Below are 18,291 nucleotides of genomic sequence, written 5' to 3' on the forward strand. Positions count from 1 at the left end.
TTATTTCTCCTCTTTTTTACTGTAAAAGTAATGCATTAAATACCCGAGAAAGCTCCAAAGAATAAAGGCTCCTGGCGAATTCGTATAAACGCCTTCTAATAAAAACATCATGGAGCAGGCCACAATCACAACACCTGTAGTTAAAACAGCCAGATAACCTCCATCCTCTTTTTGAATAGAGGCAAACCCTTTCACATAATATCGAATTGCCAAGCCGATAAATACAAGCATTAAAAGGAATCCTAAAATCCCTTGATATACTAAAATATTAACATAACCATTGTGAAGACTTACGTATTCTCCCTGATTATTATTCACAACATAGGTGTCTTCTACGTTTTCCTTCGTATAAGGTATAAAGGAATTGTATCCTGTTCCTAAAACAGGACTTGTTTTCCATACTTCAAGACCACTTTTCCACAAATCCAGCCTTCCATTACTGATATTGTTTTCAATATCCTTCTTTCTGCCTAGCATTTGCTCTTTTTTCTTTTCTGCATTTGTCTTGTTCTTCTGATTTTTCTTGGCATTTTCTTTTTCAATCCGTGTAACTTCCTTTTGAATCTTTACGTTATATTCTAATTTCAGCAAAGTGGTTCCAGCCAGAAAAACACCAGACAATAGCACTCCACACAAAAGAGAGAGTAAAATCTTTTTCACTCCCTTCCTTTTTACCATCTGGTATACAAATATATAGCTTAGAATTCCGGCAATCATAGTCAACTCTGCCGTCCTTGAATCCGAAAAAACAATATAGACATAATTCAATAGCATTGCTATTCCATAGAGAAGTTTACCTGGAAGCTTTCTCTGCATAAAAAAGTAGATACATAGAAAGATTGCCACAACACTTACGACTGCTCCGTAGTTTGGATCTGTATAGGCACCCCAAAGCCTTCCCCATTTGAAACCTGCGATCAGCATTTCTCCTGATTCGGATGTCAGAAAGCTGCTGTAATAGGTGAACATCAGATACAAACTCCAAATAGCTTCAATGACACTGCATCCAATAAATACATGGGCAATCAAAGTAAATTCTTTCTTATAACTATCCTCTTTCGTTTTTTGACGAACTGTATAAAGTAAAAAGAATAGAAATACCGTCCAGATCACCCATTTTAAATCATCTGTCATACGACCATATTGGCGGTTCGTAAAAATCGACAGTAAAAAGCTGCCAATAAAACCTGCCAGCACAAACCAATACGGCATTTTTATATATTCCTTAAAGTGAATTGCCCGCAAAATCAGAGCAATCCCTCCCAGCCCCAGACAAATCTTAACCAGGACTGGCTGAACTGGTGATAAATAAATAAAGGTATTAAAGGTGGCAAAAGTAAGAAGCAAAAATGCAATTTTAAATGCCAACTCTACGCTATAGATGTAATCAATCTTCTTGTTTTTCTGCAACATCGTTATTCTCCAAAGTATGTGAATTATTTAAAAAGGCTTGGGGAAGCTTCTCGTTCGTATCACTGTACTCCCGATTCAGCTTATCCGATATCTTCTTGTCTCTTTCAATATCTGCACCCTTTATTGTATAGGTGGGCACCAATCGGCTAATAATCTGTTTGATTCCCGGATTTTCTGCATAAGTAAGAGCATACAGCTTCTCCAGTTCCCGTAAAAACTCTTCTTCGTCAAAGTCCAAAGGTTTTCCAATATGAATCAGAGAATTTTCTGTTTCCTCTAATCCCTCTTCATCCATTAAAATCTCTTCATAAAGCTTCTCTCCGGGACGCAGTCCCGTATATTTAATCTCAATATCTACCTCCGGTGTGTAACCAGATAAGCTAATAAGATTTCTTGCCAAGTCTACGATTTTCACCGGCTTACCCATGTCCAGGACAAAGATTTCTCCACCCTTCGCACTGGCTCCAGCCTCCAGAACAAGAGACACTGCTTCTGGAATCGTCATAAAATAACGGATGATATCCGGATGTGTAACGGTAACCGGCCCTCCTTCTTCAATCTGCTTCTTAAAAAGAGGAATCACACTTCCGTTACTTCCCAATACGTTTCCAAACCGTACTGCCACATATTCTGTCTGAGAGCGCCTTCCAAATATCTGGATAATCATCTCACACATACGCTTTGTGGCACCCATAATATTAGTAGGGTTCACTGCCTTATCGGTAGAAATAAGCACAAATTTTTCCACTCCGTACCGATCTGCCGCCAATGCAGTCTTGTAGGTTCCAAAGACATTGTTTTTAACCGCTTCGTTTGGGCTGTCCTCCATAAGAGGCACATGCTTGTGAGCCGCTGCATGGTACACGATGTCTGGTCTGTATTGAGCAAACACCTTGTTCAGCTTTCTGCTGTTTCTTACGGAACCAATCAGCACCACTAAATCAAGGTTTTCATACTTTTGTTTCAGCTCCTGCTGAATATCATAAGCGTTGTTTTCATAGACATCAAAGATAATTAGCTGTCTGGGACCATTGGCTGCAATCTGTCTGCACAGCTCACTTCCGATACTTCCACCTCCACCGGTAATCAGCACCACCTTATCGGATACGTACCGTCCGATTTTCTCAGAAGTAATCTGGATTGGATCCCTTCCCAGCAAGTCTTCGATTTCCACATTCCGGATTTTCGATACGGTAACCTCTCCATTTACCAACTGGTAAACTCCCGGTAAAATTTTCAACTCGCAATCCGTTTTCTGACAAATCTCAATGATTTGAGAGACTTCCTTCTTTTGCGCACTGGGAATCGCTATTACAATTTCTGTTATATTGTATTTTTTTGCAGCATCTAAAATCATATCTCGTCCACCAATTACTTTGATGCCGCGAATATAATTCCCCTGCTTTTTCGGATTATCATCAATAATACAACAGATTTTCGCATCAAGAGCACCGCTTTGCTCCAACTCATTAATGACGACATTACTCGCCTCTCCTGCACCAATAATCATGGTGTTACGCATTTGACTGCCGTGTTGATTCTTCCGGTAAACCGTCCGGGCAACCCGGTAAGCAAAACGTGTTGCAATTGTAAAAATAAAAAGAAAGGTTCCATAGAGAATAAAGTAGCTTCTATAAATAGGCTGATATCCTAAATAGTACATTAGAATATTGAGCAGCACGGATGCAACACAGGCCTTTATGACATAGAAAAATTCTTTCATTCCCGCAAACCGCCATAATGAAGAATAGAGGCGGCACAGGGCAAAGATTAAAATTGTCCCCGCCGTATTAAATCCTGCCATTCTCGTGACGGATATATAGTATTCCTCTGGAATCTCGCTTAGCTGAAGATTGAAGCGCAGCAAGAGGCCCAGAGCAGAACTGAAATTAATAAAAATAATATCAAATCCCAACAATATGAATTTATATAAAACCGATAAATCAATCCCTCTTACTTTACTTAATAATCGTTCCATTACTCTCCAATCACTTCTTTCATATGTGCTTTAATATCGTTTATTACATTTTCATCCGGCCACATTACGTAAAGCGGCTGAGCTCCGGACGAGAAGCAAGGCTGTTCATCTCCCGTTCCGATTGCAGAAGCCGATTGGATATCATAATCCCCGCCTGTGGCAAGCTGATCATTTACAAGCTTCGACATCTCATCCTTCGTCATGTTTGTCTGTACACTTCCTTCAACGCTGCCTAATATCTGACCAAAATTTGTCAAAAGGGTAGGTGAAAGCATCTTTTTAAAGATGGCTGTAATTACCTTTTGCTGGTTAATTCCTCTCTGTACATCTCCTCCAGCAAGAGCATAACGCTCTCTTACGTATCCAAGAGCCTTTTGTCCATCCAGCTGATTCATTCCTTCATTAATCTGATAACCGCCGATTTCTGTTACAAAGGTTTCTTCTGAATAAACCTCTACGCCTCCTACTGCATCTACAATCTGAATCAGAGAATCAAAGTTTACCCTTGCATAATACTGAATTGGGATATCGTAAAGCTGTGATAAGGTACGCATCGATGCATCCACACCATAAATACCTGCATGGGTCAGCTTATCTCTTGCATCACCGCTCACCTCTGGAATGGTAACGTAAAAATCTCTTGGAGTTGTGGTTAGGAGAACCTTCTTTGTATCCGGGTTAATGGTCATAAGGATATTCACATCACTTCGGCTATTCGTAGTAATTGGTCCGCTTACATCAATCCCACTAATGTACACCGTAAAGGCTTTCGATACGTCCTTTTCCACTTCCTCTTCTTTTACCTCTGTATGGATTCCATGCTGGTATATTACCCGCACCTGCCCGGAATAGCCTTCAATAGTATCTTCCAGCATACTTCCATATCCTTCATTATAGAAAGCTGCTTTTACTTCCCCTGATAGCACCGCTTCCGCAACCTCATTCAAGGAATTGTATTCTCTCGTTGCAATGGTTGATTCCAATTCCTCTTCCATTGCAGAAATCATTGTTCCGTTATTCTTTGCGTCTGTTGCAATCTGATAACCAAAGGTATAATCTTTTGCATCCTTTAATGTTTTTGCAGGATCTGAATCCTTAACGACTACAACCATATTGTCGGTTTTGTATTTTCCACCACTTACCTTGCCAGCCAGATTGTTTGCAGAGATTACAAAATAGATTCCATATCCAACAATCACACTGAATAATAAACTGAATACGATTCCAACTATTTTTGCCTTTTTCTTTCCAAACTGGAGACTAAAGGTTATAAGGAACAGGAACAACAGTCCTCCACCTACAATGACCAAATATTTCATCGGTGCAAATCCAGTCATTCCAATCGTCGCAACAAGGAGAACCGATACCATTAGCTGAATCAAAACAATAATAAATCCAGCTCTTTTTAATCCGGTTCCACCCTTTTCTGATTTCCTTGTTTCTTTTACTTGTTGTTTTTTTCTTCCTCTATGGTAGTTCTTTCTTGAATCGCTCACAATTCTCCTCCTAATCTATCTTGGTGTTTTAACTTTCATTTTTAAACAGCACCTTTATTGTCATCAGTAAAATTTTTACATCTAAACCAAAGGACCACTCATTAATATATTTTTTATCTAATTCAACGACTTTGTCGAAATCCTGTATGTCCTGATTCCGGTAAGTTGCCTGCCAAAGTCCTGTAACTCCCGGCTTGATTGCAAGCCGTCCTCTGTGGCTGTATTCGTATTTCTCCCATTCATCCACTGTTGGCGGTCTCGTTCCCACCAGTGACATGTCTCCCTTTAATACATTGTAAAACTGAGGAAACTCATCTAATGAATGATTGCGGATAAAATAACCAAGACCCTTATCCTTGCCCTTCTCACTGTCTATAATCCTTGGATCGTAGTCCATTTTAAACATCAAGTCATTTTTGTACTTATTACTTTTCAGGAGCTCTTTCTTTCGCTCCTCCGCATCTAAGTACATGCTGCGAAACTTATACATTTTGAACTTTCTTCCATTTTTTCCTATTCTCAATTGGGAAAAGAAAATCGGTCCCGGTGACTTTCGATAAATAAGAGGTGCCAGAAATATAAATAAAATTCCTGTGATAAGGCATCCCACAACCCCTCCTATTATATCAATTACACGCTTTGCAATCAAATGGTGCGTACGAATGATATTAACGCTTGTTGTCAGCACGGTATAATTCCCTACTTTTCCAATGCTTTGCTTCTTTCCAATCAGATTTTGAAGCTCTGCTATCTTCAAGTGGACAATCACACCCATTTCTGTAATTTGATTCACAATTTCCTGCATCTGCCCACGATACAGTATTTCATCCGGCAAGCAGACCAGGACTTCATCAATGGATCTGGACAAAATATAATCCAACAAATTGCTTCCATCTGCTACAATCGGAACGTGGTCAATGTGTCCGCCTACATAATCGCCATCAATAATAGCAACTCCGTCTATCCGGTATTTCCCATAATTGTTGTCCCGTACATTGTAAACCGTCTCTGTAGCCAGGTCTGTTGAAGTAACAATAAAAAGGAAGCTATTTCCTTCTTTCCTTGCAATTCGTTTGAGCAGATAAACCTTTCGAATCATACGTACTATAAATATGGATATGGAAAAAAGTACAAAGGTTAAGGATACTACAATACGAGAGTACCAGATTCCTCTTTTTAGCACGAAAAGATACAAGGTAAAAAGCATTACCATCAGCATTACCTGCTTGATAATGGCACTGATTTCTGTATATACGCTGCGCTTTAATATGTTCTTATGAGGCTCAAATAAAAAGGTTACGATTATACAAGTAAGCATAACCCCAACCGCAAAATCCTGATATATTTCATTCCAATAAGGATTGGACCAGCCAAAGTAAAACAAATAGGATATGACAAAAGATATCTGTAAACAAATGAGATCAATCAACATAAAATCTAAATGTTTCAGCCATTTACTTTTCGTTTTTTTATACATATATGTTACCTGACCTTATCTTTCTTTTTCCAGCTGCTTTTCCAGCATCTCTCTCGTAATAATCCGTGTATGTGATGGTGCAAAGTATTGGCACTTGGTATCTAACAGCTGAAGCCATGAACGAATAATAATTTCTTCATCTTCTCCAAAGATTGGAAACATAGAAACAATGCCCTTTCCCATAATATCTCCTACCAAGGCCACATCATCACAAACCACAAAGCTTAAGCTGTCTCGGGAATGCCCTGGAGTATCGATTACTACAACCTCTTCTCCAATGATTTCTTTCACCACATCCACTGATATAATATGAACATTTTGGCAAGGCTCATACAAAGAAACATCATAAATCTTTGACAGAGAGGTTGCCATTCTTTCAAAAAATCTTCCTGTAGGACTTAATCCCTTGGGAATTCCCGGTCTTCCAATCAATAAATTCAGGCTTCCCAGATGAGACACATAGACTCTGCAGCCGTACTTTTTTGAAAGTGCTTGCGCATTCCCTGCATGGTCTCCATGATTATGCGTCAGAAAAATCCCATCCAGCCTGCCTTTGGCATAAGTTTTTATTGCAGACGTGATTTTTCTTCGTTCGATTGGTGTCGCTGTATCAATCAGGACACTTTTACCTTCATGACAAATCAGATAACACTTGCAGCGAATTGTACTAATTCGATATATTTGATATCCATTTCGATCGTATATTTGCATTTTCTTTTCTCCAGTTAGAATAAATCCTCTGCCTATCATACTACAAAGTGTAATTATTTTCAATTTCAAACCAAAATTCGCATATTTCTCTTTTAATGTTTGAAATTGTGCACAGCTCTATCTTTTCCCATTCCCTTGGAAAGATTGCTCTGTATTCATTTCGTTTAAAGCGTTCATCTAAAAGTAAGATTATTCCCCTGTCCTTTTCCGTACGTATGACGCGCCCTGCCGATTGCAAAACCTTATTCATTCCAGGATACAGATAAGCGTAGTTAAAACCATTTTCTCCTTTTTTGTCAAAATATTCCTTTAACAGCTCCCGCTCTCTTCCGATTTGGGGAAGACCTGTTCCTATTATAATAGCGCCAATTAATTTATCCTTGGTCAGGTCAATGCCTTCTGAAAAAATTCCTCCCATCACCGTAAATCCCACAAAGCTTTCCTCTCGCTCTTCTGTAAAATTTTCCAGAAATATTTCTCTCGCTTCTTCCGACATATAAGGACCTTGGGTAGCATATTCGATTTTTTCACCCTTACTCACTTCCAAAAATTCCATATAAACATCTTCTAAAAACTGGTAGGAAGGAAAAAAGACTAAGTAATTCCCCTTTTGGGTTTGTACCGTATCAAGTATGTATTGGGCATATTTTTTATACGTATCCGGTCCCCGCATCGTATATTTTGTAGACACATCTCCACCAATTAGAATCTTTCGGTTTTCCCCTCGAAAAGGCGAGCTTGCATACACCGCATAATCGTCCTCTCTTGTGCTTAAGAGGCCCTTATAATATTTTACCGGTAACAAGGTGGCCGAAAAAAATATACTAGAGACTCCCTTATCCAGATATTTACTTAGGTTTGCACCGGGATTTACGCAAAAGAGACATACCTTGAATTCTCCCGACGATCCATTTTCTTCATAGATTTGATAGTTCTCATCTAAGTTTTCATATACAGATAAAAAACTCCTTACCTTAAAGAATAACCCCAATACATCCTCTTCTACCTTTTTACTTTTATTCTCATCAAAGTAGCGTTCCATCTCAAACATAAGTTTAGACAAACTAAAATAGAGATCTGGAACACTTTCCAGCACCCTAAAGTCATCACATTCCTTTTTCATTTCCAGCATTTTTTTATTCACAGCAGCTAATGCTTTTTTTAATCTTTCATTCTCATTTCCCAGAACCTTCTTTGCCTGTAAAAAGTCCTGCTTGTAAATCGTGGCACTGTACATATCCCTTCCCCGCTCCACCAGGTTGTGAGCCTCATCAATGAGGAAAAGATAGTCGCCCTTGACACTATCTGCAAAGAATCGTTTTAAATGGGCATTCGGGTCAAATGCGTAATTATAATCACAGATAATACCATCCATCCAAAGAGAAATATCCAGCCCCAGCTCAAAAGGACACACTCTCCACTTCTTTGCATGCTCTTCTATGGTTTCCCGGTCAAACACGTCCCTTTGGGTAATCCCATCAAATACTGCATCGTTAATGCGATCATAATGCCCCTTTGCATAAGGACAGTATTCCGGATTACAGTTGGTCTCATCCATAAAACAAATCTTATCCTTTGCAGTCAGAATAATGGTTTTAAATAAGAGACCCTTTTCCCTTAGCTTTTCATATCCTTGATGAGCAACTACTCTGGTGATTGTTTTCGCCGTAAGATAAAAGATTTTTTCTCCCAGCCCTTCTCCTACTGCCTTCACAGAAGGAAAAAGAGTTGCAAGGGTTTTTCCTACTCCTGTAGGGGCTTGGATAAAGAGCTGCTTCTTCCGCAATATAGAGCGATACACTGAAAGCACCAGCTCTTTTTGCCCTTCCCTGTATTCATAGGGAAATTCCACCTGCTTGATACTATCGGTACGTATCTTTCCCCATTCTATGGAAAAACTCGCCCATTTCCGGTATTCTGCCAAAAGCTCATCTAACCATTCTCTTAGATATTCAGAAGTAAAAAGCTCGCGAAATCTTTTCACTTCTTCCGTTTCCAGATTTGCATAAGTCATCTGAACAGCAATTTCTTTTAATTGGTTATCTTCTGCATAAATACAGGCATAGCACATAGCCTGTGCAAGATGAACTTTCACAGGCTTTTCCATTTGATGAATGTCTGCTAAAACCCCTTTAATTTCATCGATGCAGACACCCTCCTCGTCTTTTATTATTCCATCGGCTCTTCCTTCTAGCTGAAGAAAAATACCCTCTAAGTCATAAGTTTTCTTTAGGGATACCTCTGAAGTGTAATTGCTTCCCATTCTTTGCTGAATTTTTCTATGAAGTCTTGCTCCCTGCTGCATTGCATCTAAGTCCATCCCACCGCTGCGATTGTCAATATCTCCTTCTTGCAACAGGAATTCCACAAAGTTTCTTACCGATATCCTTACATGATTTTTTTCCATTTCTCTATGATAACACAAATTCCGTCATATTTCCTCTATATCTGAGAGGCAAATGATTCATTTGGCATCTTCTGTTTTCCCGTGAAGCAATCGATATAGATTTACAAAAGCCCTGCCACATACGAGAAAATTCTTCTTCCTTTTCTGAAAATTGTAAGGTTTTCTCAATCTTTAATTCTTCATCCGAAACCAAAACCCATTGTTTCTTCGCCTCATGCACCACAAGCATATGATGGCTTTTGTCATAAATCATCCAGTTTTCCACTGGCAATCGGTCTGCAAAATGAGGTGCAAGACAAGTAAGCACCTGATTTTTAGGAGTGATTTCTCCATACAAAATCTGGCTCTGCAGCTCTTTAAACCTTACAAATCCAGTAAGATTGTGAGCTTCACCTCCTACATTCCGGCTGAGGGCAAATACCTTTAATACACTTGGGTTTGACAAATGCTCCATAATCTTTTTACTATCCTTTAATTTCCTGGCCTCTAAAATGGTCTCTGCTATTGCATTGCCTTTACTGTAATCAAAAGAAAGAGCAGCATGATAAATATCCCAATAGGCAGCATAGCCTAAATGTCTCTTAATCATCGATTCAACTGCCAGCACTTTTCGGTTGTTCTCCTCAACCTCCACATAAGTAGAAAAAAGTTCCAGCTCTCCGTCTTCTTTGATTTTAATTCCCCACTCTTCGTCTCGTCTTTCCTTCCATCCATCATAGATAGCAGAAAATATTCCCGTTACGGTATTACTGCATTGATATACGGTTTTCAAAACTTCCACCTCCAAATCTCACATCATCAAACAAGGACATTTGCTGATAAGTCATCCCATCTACTCCTGCCGGTAAACGCTCCTTATGATCCAGCATATTTCTGGCAATATAGTCTTCCTCCAGCTTTGTCTTGTACATCATCCGTCCACTGCATGTGATAAAGTACAAAGCCCGTTTCAAAACCACGCCCATCTTTTTCAAGTCATTAAAATCAAGGGTTCCTAGTCTTCTTGCTTTCACAATTCTGGTGGCGCTGGTATACCCGATTCCAGGAACCCGAAGGAGTACCTCATATTTCGCTGCGTTAATCTCTACCGGGAAATACTCCAGATTTTTTAGTGCCCAATTACACTTCGGGTCAAATAGGACATTGAAGTTTGGACTTTTTTCATTTAAGATTTCATCTGCCCGAAAACGGTAATAGCGAAGAAGCCAATCTGCCTGATAAAGTCTATGTTCTCTTAAAAGAGGCGGTCCTTCTCCTGTTTTTGCCGGTAAGGCTTTATCCTCATTTACATGGATGAATGCAGAATAAAATACTCTTTTCAATTCAAACTTCTGGTACAAACTCTCTGCAACCTTTACAATCTGGTAATCACTTTCTGGCGTAGCACCGATAATCATCTGAGTGCTTTGCCCTGCCGGAACGAATTTCGGGGTATTTTTATAAGTAACCAACTCATATCCATTCTGGCTCCTTTGGTTTTGCACCAAACGCATTGGCTTTAAAATGCTTTCCCGGCTCTTATGGGGAGCAAGGGCTCGCAGCCCCTCTGCCGTAGGCAGTTCTAGGTTTACACTCATACGATCCGCTAAAAATCCCAGCTTCGTTACCCACTCCTGGCTTGCCCCTGGGATTGCTTTTACATGAATATAGCCTTGGAAGTTATGTACCGTTCGTAACTTATGCAGGGTGGCATAAATTAATTCCATCGTATAGTCCGGACTTCTCATCACCCCTGAGCTTAGGAAAAGCCCCTCAATGTAATTTCTCCGATAAAATTCCATCGTCAAACTACACACCTCATCCGGTGTAAATGCTGTACGCTCTATATCATTACTCCGTCTGTTGTAACAATACTTGCAGTCATAGACACATTCATTCGTAAAAAGAATTTTCAAAAGGGAAATACATCTGCCATCTGCGGAAAAAGAATGACAAATCCCTGCCGCCTGGCAATTCCCGATTCCAGTTCCATCATTTTTCCGGTCTACTCCACTGGAGGTACAGGCAACATCATATTTTGCTGCATCGGACAGGATATTTAATTTATCATATAAGGATTTTTCTTCTTGGATTCTCACACTCATTCCCTCCCTCAACATTTGTTTCTTTTATTATATCGAACATTTGTTCTTTTGTAAAGAAAAGGATTTTCTTGCTTTTATGATAAAATTATGATAAAATTACGATATTAAATGTGGAGGTGACATGATGATTCATATTCGACCAGTATCAGACTTGAGAAATAAATTCCCTGAAATCGAAAATCTTGTAAAAGAAGGGGGACCAGTTTATTTAACGAAAAATGGACACGGTTCCATGGTTGTATTAAGCATAGAGCAATACGGAAAACTCACAGAATATGTCGAAACCCAATTGGATGAAGCTGATATGGTAGCCGAATCCACTAGTCAAAGGCTGGGACATAACGAAATTTTCCAAAAAGTTCGGAGGAAATTAGATGAATTATAAACTGCAATATCTTTCTCTGTTTGAAGAGGATTTACTCAATGCAGTACTCTATATTTCTGAAGAACTAAATAATCCCTATGCCGCTCAACGTTTAATAGATGACGTTGAGCGTTCTATTCTTCGTCGTTTGGTAAATCCTTTATCCTTTGAACCTTTTGTATCTTCTAAAGCACGTGACTCTTTATATTATCGGATATACGTCCGTAATTATACTGTCTATTATGTTGTAATCGATGAAATTATGGAAGTCAGACGGCTTCTTTATAATGCCTGTAACACAGACGTGCACTTATAAAGCAAAAATCCTGTTCCAAGCAAACTCACAATGCTTGAAACAGGATTTTCACTCTATTCATACTTATTCTTCTACAACTGCCAATACTTCCACTTCAACCAGTACATTCTTTGGCAAGGTTTTTACAGCCACACAGCTTCTTGCCGGTTTCGATGTAAAATACTTTCCATATACTTCATTAAACGCTGCGAAATCTCCCATATCTGAAAGAAAGCAAGTCGTTTTTAATACCTTGTCGAAGCCTGTTCCAGCCGCTTCCAATACCGCCGCAAGATTCTTGCAAACTTGTTCCGTTTGTTCTGAAATGCTTTCTGCTTCTATTGCATCGGTAGCCGGATTAATTGGTATCTGTCCTGCACTATAGAATAATCCGTTGTGGATGTATCCTTGTGAGTAAGGTCCTAACGCTTTTGGTGCTTTGTCTGTTTGTACTGCTTTCATAATTTTAATTCTCCTTTGTATTTAATATTTTATGAGAGACGCAGATATCGAAAAGAGCCATCCCTACCGATTTAAAGTAGGTAGTTTCCCCTTTCTCTATCGCCCTTCTTTCTCCTTTTAAATAGTCGCTCATTAAAACAACATTTTCTTCCTTTAAGATTCCTTCAGCCAAAGGCTGGGCCAGATCTCCTGTCTCCTCCATTGCATAGGGCAGCTCAATATACACCTTATCAACCAAAGAGCAGACCACGTCCGGTATTTCCCGCATCTCTGGGGTATAAGAACCAATACTAATGATACATTTTCCTCTTAACTGCTCTGCATCATTTGGAAGCACTGGAGCAGTCGCGGTAGTTGTAGTACATAAGATATCACTCTTTTTTACCAGCTCTTCTACCTCTTTGTATTCACAAATTTCAACTTCTCTTCCTGTCTTTTCCAGAATTTCTTCCTTCAAGTTCTTCTTATATTCTTCCATATCCTTTCCCCGGCGGTTAAACAGATTCACCCTTTCTAATTCTCTGGCACAGGCGGCAAAGAGTGCTTGATAATAGCCTTGTGTGCCTGCACCGATAATTCCAACTGATTTCGCATCTTTCTTCGCAAAATGGCGAATACCAACACCTCCTACTGCTCCTGTCCGATAGGCGGTTATGGTCTGGCCATCTAACACTGCAATTGGCTGTCCGGTTTCTACATCATTTAGCAGAACAACCCCATCAATGAGAGGAAGATTTATTTTTGCATTCTCCGGAAAAATGGATAATATCTTTGTCCCAATCACTTCCTTCGTATAACAAGGCATGTACATCATGGTTTTATTGCTATCCTCTACACTTTGTCTTGGAGGCATAAAATAATTTCCTTCTCCAAAAACAGTGTATGCATGCTCAATCTCATCCATCATCTCATTTAAATTAATTCTCTTTTTGATCTCTTCTTTCCCCAATACAATCATAGCTGACTCCTTTCTTCTCTCGTTACATCCTTAAGCCACTTATAGCTTTTATATCGTTTCAGCGTAAATGGTAATTTCAATACCTCATCACTTAATAATAGCACATACACCACCGGTACGCTAAGCTTAAACACAAATGCCGCCAGGGCACCTGCTATAATGGAAAATCCCCACATTGTCACCAAATCTAAAATGAGCCCCATCTTCGTATCTCCACCGGCTCGAAACACTCCTACTACCAAGGTCGAATTAATTGCCTGGCAAAAAGCAAAGTAACTCATGACGATAAACATTACCTTCACATACTCCTTCGCCAAATCTCCTAATGCAAGGTTCGCTGTTGCAACTGGACCCAGCACTAAAATAAGCAAACCTCCAAAGACTCCCAATATCACACTAATCCAAACAAAGTGCTTCGCGTAAACCTTGGCAAGCTCCATTTTCTTTTCTCCAATGGTCTTTCCCAACAAAATAGCTGTTGCATTAGCCACCCCAAAGACCACGACCATCGCCAGCTGTCGCGCCACCTGTGCCACTGAGTTCGCAGCCGTAGCTGCACTTCCCATATGCCCGATAATCGCCGCATTGGCAGATGTCCCCATCCCCCAAAGCAATTCATTGATTACCACAGGTAGAGCATAGATGATAAAATCCTTTACCAACCAGCCATCTAACTTCACCATGTGTCTGAAACGAATTTTCACTTCCTTGTTTTTGAGCTTTGCGTAGAAAAAAACGATTGTCATTTCCACTATTTTCGCAGCCAGTGTTCCGATTGCTGCACCTTGTATGCCCAGCTTCGGGAATCCCCAAAGGCCAAAGATCAATAAAGAGTTTATACATACATTGGTAATCAAAGAAGCTAAGTAAACGAAGGTAGCAATCAGTACCCTTTCAATGCTTCTCATAATATATAGGTAGACCTGTGTAATCGAGGTTAGGACGTAAGAAATTCCTATGATGCGCAGGTATTTCACTCCCTCTGCTATCACCTCAGGATCATTACTGAAAATCCCCATCAATACTTGGGGTATGGATAATGCTAAAATTGCAAAAAGCACTCCTGCGCCTACCCCAAATAATAATGCCATTCCCAGTATTTTTTCTATGGTCTGAACATCCTTTTTTCCCCAATACTGTGCAGTCAATACCGTTGCTCCCGAAGTGATCCCCATTAGAATCAGCGTCATAATAAACTGGACTTGATTCGCTAAAGAAGCGCCGGATAATACCTTCTCTCCTACCTTCCCTAACATGATTACGTCTGCTGCCGTAATCCCTACATTAATCAGATTTTGAAGTGTCATAGGGATAATCAAGGCAAATACCTGTCCGTAAAAGGACCTTGGATTAAACCCCAGGCTCTTCGTTTGCTCTTTTGTATATTTCATATGCTTTTTGCGCATCTATCCTGCAAAAAACACCGAGGGTTTTCGTATCTCCAAATGTGGATATATCTGCCATTTTCCGTAACTCCTCATCCTCCAACTTCCCTTTGGATAATTGTGTTAAACGAATGGGCATATCCAAAGACTTGAAAAACTGCTCCGTTGTTTCAATTGCTTCGAGTGCTGCTTCCTCCTTATTCTCATTTTCAATATTGAATACTCTCTTTCCATACTGGACAAATCTGTCTATATCTTCCTGATAGACTTCTCGCGCCCAGCTTGACCAAAGAGCCGACAGTGTCCCACCATGGGCTTCATCATACAAAGCACTCAATACATGGCCAATTCCATGGACTGCAAAATCCTTTCCATTTCCCAATCCGGTTAAATCATTATGAGAGAGACTTCCGCTCCACATAATCTCGCTCATGGACTGATAATCCTTTGGATTACGATAAGCCTTCTTTCCATTTCTTATGACATTTCTCATAAGACCTTCTGCAATCTCATCCGTCATCTCATTTCCACTGGCTTTCGTGAAATAGCGCTCAATTGTATGCATATAGATATCTGTAATTCCACACGCCAAGGGATATTTCGGAAGGGTAAATGTAAGCTCCGGGTTCAAAATTCCAAACCGTGGCCGATTTAAATCTGATGTCAGCCCCTTCTTACGGTCTATTTCTGTATTGGTTAAAACTGCTGATGGACTGCTTTCACTTCCTGCTGCCGCAAGGGTTAAAATCACACCGACTGGCAATGCCTTCTTTGGCACCTCCTCATCCATCCAAAAACTCCAAATATCGGTTTTGGGATTCGCTGCACCCACTGCCACTGCTTTACCTGTATCAATTGCACTACCACCGCCAATTGCCAAGACAAAGTCTACTCCTGCTTCAATGGCCTTCTTTACACCTTCTCTTGCAAAATCCAGCCTTGGATTTGGTTTGGCTCCTCCATGCTCTACGTACAAAATTCCATCTTTCTCCAGAATTTTCTTCACCTCGTCTAAAAGCCCGCTTCTTACCACCGAACCACTTCCGTAGACAATTAAAACCTTACTTCCATTGTATTTTTTTATCAATTCACCCGTCTTCTCTTGTGCCTGTCTTCCAAACACAATTTCCGTAGGGCTGTAATATCGAAAACTATCCATTGTTTTTACCTCCTTCTTTTTTTCCTACAAATATGATAATCGATCTGCTTCCAATCAGACACTCCTCACTCTCCATTCTTATTGGTTCATGATACACACTGTCTTCCAGACCTGTATTAACCACTATATAATATCTTTTCTGTGCCGGCAAGGAGGGAAGGGAAATATTTTGACTTTCCCAATGGGGATTCACATAAATCAACACAATGTCCTCCTCTGCTTTGTCTTCGTCGTATCCAGCAAACTGTACACCAACTACTCCATTGGAAAAGTTCATATCCCTTACATAGGGTTGCAAACTGTGAAAGCTGATTTCTGGCAGTCCCTGTGAAGACATTTTTGTTCTTCCCCGGAGAACTGGATGCTCTTTTCGAAAGGCAATCATAAATTGGAAATACTGGAAAATATCCTTATTTTTTTCCAAATCCTTCCATGAAATCCATGAAATTTCATTATCCTGACAGTAAGGATTATTGTTTCCATATTGTGTGTTACAAAACTCATCTCCCGCCAAAAACATAGGAGTGCCTCTGCTGCAGAAAAGAACACCTGCCCCATTCTTAATCATTCTTTTTCGAAGTGCACGTACCTCTTCATTCGTTGTTTCCCCTTCCACTCCACAATTCCAGCTCCGGTTATCATTTGCTCCATCTGTGTTATCCCATCCGTTTGCTTCATTGTGTTTCTCATTATAGGAATACAAATCATAAAGAGTAAATCCATCGTGACACGTTAGAAAATTAATTGAGGTTTTCAGTCCCCTCTCTTCCGTCAAATAAATATCTTCCGACCCGGCAATTCTCTTTGCCGCCTGGGCTGCACTTTCCAGCCCTCCCTTTAAATACTCCCGAAGAGTGTCTCTGTACTGCCCATTCCATTCAGACCAACGATTAAATGTAGGAAAGCTTCCCACCTGATAAAGCCCACCTGCATCCCATGCCTCCGCAATCAACTTTGTGTTGCTCAAGATGGAATCAAAAGCCAAGGACTCTATCAAAGGTGGATTTTTCAAGGGCTCTCCCGATTCATCTCTTCCTAAAATGGAAGCAAGGTCAAAGCGAAACCCATCAATACGATAAGTTGTTACCCAATAGCGCAGGCAATCCACGATCATTCTCCGCACCACTGGGTGATTGCAGTTCATGGTATTTCCTGTGCCGCTAAAATTATAATAGTTGCCATCCGGATTCAGCATATAGTATATGTTGTTATCCAAGCCCTTAAAAGAAATAAAGGGTCCTTCTTCATTTCCTTCTGCCGTATGATTAAATACCACGTCTAAGATAACTTCTATATCATGATTATGAAGCTCCCGAATCAGCTCCTTAAATTCTCTTCCTTCAAAATTATACTCGATTGCATTGGCATAGCTTGTATTGGGTGCAAAAAAAGCAGTGGAACCGTATCCCCAGTAATTTACAAGCTCTTTTCCATTGTGAAATCTTCTCCCGCTTAATTCATCAAATTCAAACACAGGCATCAACTCCACTGCATTGACTCCCAGTTCTTTTAAGTATGGAATTTTTTCCTTCAGTCCTGCAAAGGTTCCCTTTGCTTCTACACTTTCATCTTGAATCGTAAAGCCACGTACGTGAAGCTCATAAATCACCAAGTCTTCTATCGGTGTGTCTAGTTCATGCCAGGGACCCCAGTCAAAATCATTTTTAACCACTCTTGCTTTATACCCTTTTGTATTGAGATGCACTCCCCATTCTCTTTGACCTGCCACTGCTTTTGCATAGGGATCCAAAAGAACATTATCCTTATTGAATAAAAGACCTTTTTGTGGTTCCCATGGGCCATCAAACCGATAGGCATATTCCAGGTTTTTAACACTAATACCAAAAACAATAATTGAATACACCGTTCCTACACGGTAGCTTTTTGGAATTGGTATAATGACAAAGGGTTTGTTCTCTCCCTTGTGAAAAAGTAAAAGCTCACAGGAGGTTCCGCCTTTTGATGCAATTGTAAAGCAGACTCCACCAGATGGAATGGCCATCGCTCCCAAATGTTCATAAAATCCCGGTCTGACGTCATAACCATTAATCGTTTCCACTGGTTCTAGGTGATACCCAAACTCAAATCCCTCAATTGACATT

General features: G+C 40.0%; 15 protein-coding genes. 2 read left to right on the forward strand and 13 right to left on the reverse strand.

The window, feature by feature from the left end; translation table 11 throughout:
* Genes NHH15_RS02435 through NHH15_RS02470 form a run of 8 tightly spaced genes read right to left on the reverse strand, consistent with a single transcriptional unit; the run spans position 1 to position 11,566 of the window.
* The gene (locus NHH15_RS02435; RefSeq protein WP_262065049.1) at positions 1–1,413 is read right to left on the reverse strand and encodes an O-antigen ligase family protein; all 1,413 of its coding nucleotides are present in this window, start codon (positions 1,411–1,413) and stop codon (positions 1–3) included.
* The gene (locus tag NHH15_RS02440) at positions 1,388–3,391 is read right to left on the reverse strand and encodes a polysaccharide biosynthesis protein (protein WP_262065050.1); all 2,004 of its coding nucleotides are present in this window, start codon (positions 3,389–3,391) and stop codon (positions 1,388–1,390) included. Before NHH15_RS02440 ends, NHH15_RS02435 begins: the two co-directional genes overlap by 26 nt.
* A complete protein-coding gene (locus NHH15_RS02445; RefSeq protein WP_262065051.1) occupies positions 3,391–4,887 on the reverse strand; it encodes an LCP family protein in 1,497 nt (498 codons plus the stop codon). Before NHH15_RS02445 ends, NHH15_RS02440 begins: the two co-directional genes overlap by 1 nt.
* Before the next feature lie 28 nt (positions 4,888–4,915).
* On the reverse strand, positions 4,916–6,364 hold the full coding sequence (locus tag NHH15_RS02450; protein ID WP_262065052.1) for a sugar transferase: 1,449 nt from the start codon (positions 6,362–6,364) through the stop codon (positions 4,916–4,918).
* A 15-nt stretch (positions 6,365–6,379) separates the two neighbouring features.
* Positions 6,380–7,075, reverse strand: a complete 696-nt coding sequence (locus NHH15_RS02455) for an MBL fold metallo-hydrolase (protein WP_262065053.1) — start codon at positions 7,073–7,075, stop codon at positions 6,380–6,382.
* Between the two features lie 40 nt (positions 7,076–7,115).
* Entirely contained in the window at positions 7,116–9,482 is a 2,367-nt protein-coding gene (locus NHH15_RS02460) for an ATP-dependent DNA helicase (RefSeq protein ID WP_262065054.1), read from the reverse strand.
* A gap of 4 nt (positions 9,483–9,486) precedes the next feature.
* The gene (locus tag NHH15_RS02465) at positions 9,487–10,254 is read right to left on the reverse strand and encodes a TIGR03915 family putative DNA repair protein (RefSeq protein WP_262065055.1); all 768 of its coding nucleotides are present in this window, start codon (positions 10,252–10,254) and stop codon (positions 9,487–9,489) included.
* Positions 10,229–11,566 carry a putative DNA modification/repair radical SAM protein gene (locus NHH15_RS02470; protein ID WP_262065056.1) on the reverse strand — a complete coding sequence of 446 codons (1,338 nt, stop codon included), beginning with the start codon at positions 11,564–11,566 and terminating at the stop codon, positions 10,229–10,231. The genes NHH15_RS02465 and NHH15_RS02470 overlap by 26 nt, the downstream gene beginning before the upstream one ends.
* 124 nt (positions 11,567–11,690) lie before the next feature.
* On the opposite strand from NHH15_RS02470, the gene NHH15_RS02475 reads away from it, so the two are divergent.
* Both NHH15_RS02475 and NHH15_RS02480 read left to right on the forward strand, forming a co-directional pair.
* On the forward strand, positions 11,691–11,951 hold the full coding sequence (locus NHH15_RS02475) for a type II toxin-antitoxin system Phd/YefM family antitoxin (protein WP_262065057.1): 261 nt from the start codon (positions 11,691–11,693) through the stop codon (positions 11,949–11,951).
* Complete coding sequence (locus tag NHH15_RS02480; RefSeq protein ID WP_262065058.1) at positions 11,941–12,246, forward strand: type II toxin-antitoxin system RelE/ParE family toxin; 306 nt, start codon at positions 11,941–11,943, stop codon at positions 12,244–12,246. The genes NHH15_RS02475 and NHH15_RS02480 overlap by 11 nt, the downstream gene beginning before the upstream one ends.
* A 63-nt stretch (positions 12,247–12,309) precedes the next feature.
* Here the strand turns inward: NHH15_RS02480 and NHH15_RS02485 are convergent, their stop codons facing one another.
* From NHH15_RS02485 to NHH15_RS02505, 5 genes are read right to left on the reverse strand one after another with little or no spacing between them, the layout of a single operon-like run.
* Positions 12,310–12,687, reverse strand: a complete 378-nt coding sequence (locus NHH15_RS02485; RefSeq protein WP_262065059.1) for a Rid family detoxifying hydrolase — start codon at positions 12,685–12,687, stop codon at positions 12,310–12,312.
* A gap of 4 nt (positions 12,688–12,691) precedes the next feature.
* On the reverse strand, positions 12,692–13,645 hold the full coding sequence (locus NHH15_RS02490; protein WP_262065060.1) for an ornithine cyclodeaminase family protein: 954 nt from the start codon (positions 13,643–13,645) through the stop codon (positions 12,692–12,694).
* Positions 13,642–15,051 carry an MATE family efflux transporter gene (locus NHH15_RS02495; protein ID WP_330639125.1) on the reverse strand — a complete coding sequence of 470 codons (1,410 nt, stop codon included), beginning with the start codon at positions 15,049–15,051 and terminating at the stop codon, positions 13,642–13,644. Before NHH15_RS02495 ends, NHH15_RS02490 begins: the two co-directional genes overlap by 4 nt.
* Positions 14,996–16,189, reverse strand: a complete 1,194-nt coding sequence (locus tag NHH15_RS02500; protein WP_262065061.1) for an iron-containing alcohol dehydrogenase — start codon at positions 16,187–16,189, stop codon at positions 14,996–14,998. Before NHH15_RS02500 ends, NHH15_RS02495 begins: the two co-directional genes overlap by 56 nt.
* The gene (locus NHH15_RS02505) at positions 16,182–18,290 is read right to left on the reverse strand and encodes a glycogen debranching protein (RefSeq protein ID WP_262065062.1); all 2,109 of its coding nucleotides are present in this window, start codon (positions 18,288–18,290) and stop codon (positions 16,182–16,184) included. Before NHH15_RS02505 ends, NHH15_RS02500 begins: the two co-directional genes overlap by 8 nt.
* Position 18,291 lies beyond the last annotated feature (1 nt).

Source organism: Aequitasia blattaphilus (genome assembly GCF_024721305.1).
In the GTDB taxonomy this organism is placed as follows: Bacteria; Bacillota; Clostridia; order Lachnospirales; family Lachnospiraceae; genus Aequitasia; species Aequitasia blattaphila.